Annotated in this window: 1 protein-coding gene; it reads left to right on the forward strand. The window is 63.3% G+C overall.

The genetic code is table 11. From position 1 onward, the window contains the following. Positions 1-711 precede the first annotated feature (711 nt). Positions 712-1,248, forward strand: a complete 537-nt coding sequence (nusG, locus tag AB4037_RS34535) for a transcription termination/antitermination protein NusG (protein ID WP_441774667.1) — start codon at positions 712-714, stop codon at positions 1,246-1,248. Positions 1,249-1,480: the final 232 nt, after the last annotated feature.

The raw sequence follows: 1,480 nt of genomic DNA on the forward strand, positions 1-1,480 counted from the left end.
AAGCGGATCCACTCGGTTGCGAGCAGGCGCGGGAAGACCTTTCGCCGGAGATGCTCAGGCTGCTTTCGGTCCATCCCCATGGTGGGCAGGCCCTGGAAGAAACGTCCTACCGAATGGCCGTTGCACAGCCTGAGCAGGCCTTCGCACTAGTCACTCTGGCTAATCGCTCCAATCCCGAGCAAATGAATGCGATCGCTCGCGGCCTGCTGCGCGCCTTCGACGAACTGGTCGAATCCAGTCCGCAGTGCCGGACAGGATGTATGGACAGGCTCCAAAAGATCATGATGCTGCGTGGCCYCGATCCCAGGTCGCCAATTGCCGCGGTGCGGCGGGACTGCGTTCGGGAAAAGACCGGCATCAAACCCTATTCGCTGACCTGCGGCACGCCCATCAGGGCCGCAATGCAATGCGCCGACCGGACTCTCACCTCCCTSCTGRCSGCGYTGGCGCGCCAGCRATTCGCGACACTCGCCACGGCCTCSGGCAGCCCGAGGGGCTGCTTTGCGCCTGTCTATCAAAGCCCCCACAACGCCGCTGGCTGGACCTCGTCGGTTCCCCCCAACCTGCCGATAAGTCGAAATTGATGGTTGCCAGCCCCGTTCTTTTCCGCGAGCCTGAGGCCATGTTGTTCAGCAACGACGCGTTTGCCARTCCTGGAGCCGGCATCGAAGGGGCGCAGGCCCCGAACGCTCTYTCGTGCCGAACGCAATCATGAGCGGGSCCCTATCCGGCCTGCTCCGGGCCAATGCAGGCGGGCAGCGCTGGTATGTCGCACAGACACGCGCCCGCTCGGAGGAAACCGCGCGCTTCAATCTGGAAGCGCAGGGCTTCGAGGTTTTCCTGCCGCGCACGCAGCGCACCGTCATGCATGCACGCAAGCGCCGGACCGTCCTCCACGCTCTCTTTCCCGGCTATCTGTTCGTACGCCTCGATCTGGAGCGCGAACGCTGGCGCTCGATCAACGGCACCATCGGCGTGGTGCAGGTGGTGATGGGTTCCAGCCTGCCGCTCGCCGTGCCCGATGGCGTGGTCGAAACGATCCTGACTTATGTCGATGCCGACGGCATCGCGCGGCTCGACCGTGATCTTTCGCAGGGCCAAACGGTTCGCGTGAAGCTGGGTCCCTTCACCGAAAGCATCGGCCCCTTGATGCGCCTCGATCCCAATGAACGCGCCCGCGTGCTGTTGGAAATCATGGGCCGGGCCGTGGAAATCAATCTGCCACGGCGAGCGCTGGAGGCGGTTTGAGCTGGCCGGCAGGATGCGGCGATGACGATCCTTAATGCCCGAAGCGCTACTGTGGATCTCGTTGCGAACTGTAACGCTCGGGACTGCGGAGCGAAAGCAAGGAACGGCGCCAGATGTTGAACCGTCTCGACACGAGGTTGCGCGGATTGGACGACAGCGAAACCCAGGGCAGCGGATTCGATGTCCGCGATACCGTCAACTTCGTCTGGCGCCAATGGGCCTTCATCCTTGC

Origin of the sequence: Labrys sp. KB_33_2 (assembly GCF_052114505.1) — a bacterium.
Taxonomy (GTDB): Bacteria; Pseudomonadota; Alphaproteobacteria; order Rhizobiales; family Labraceae; genus Labrys.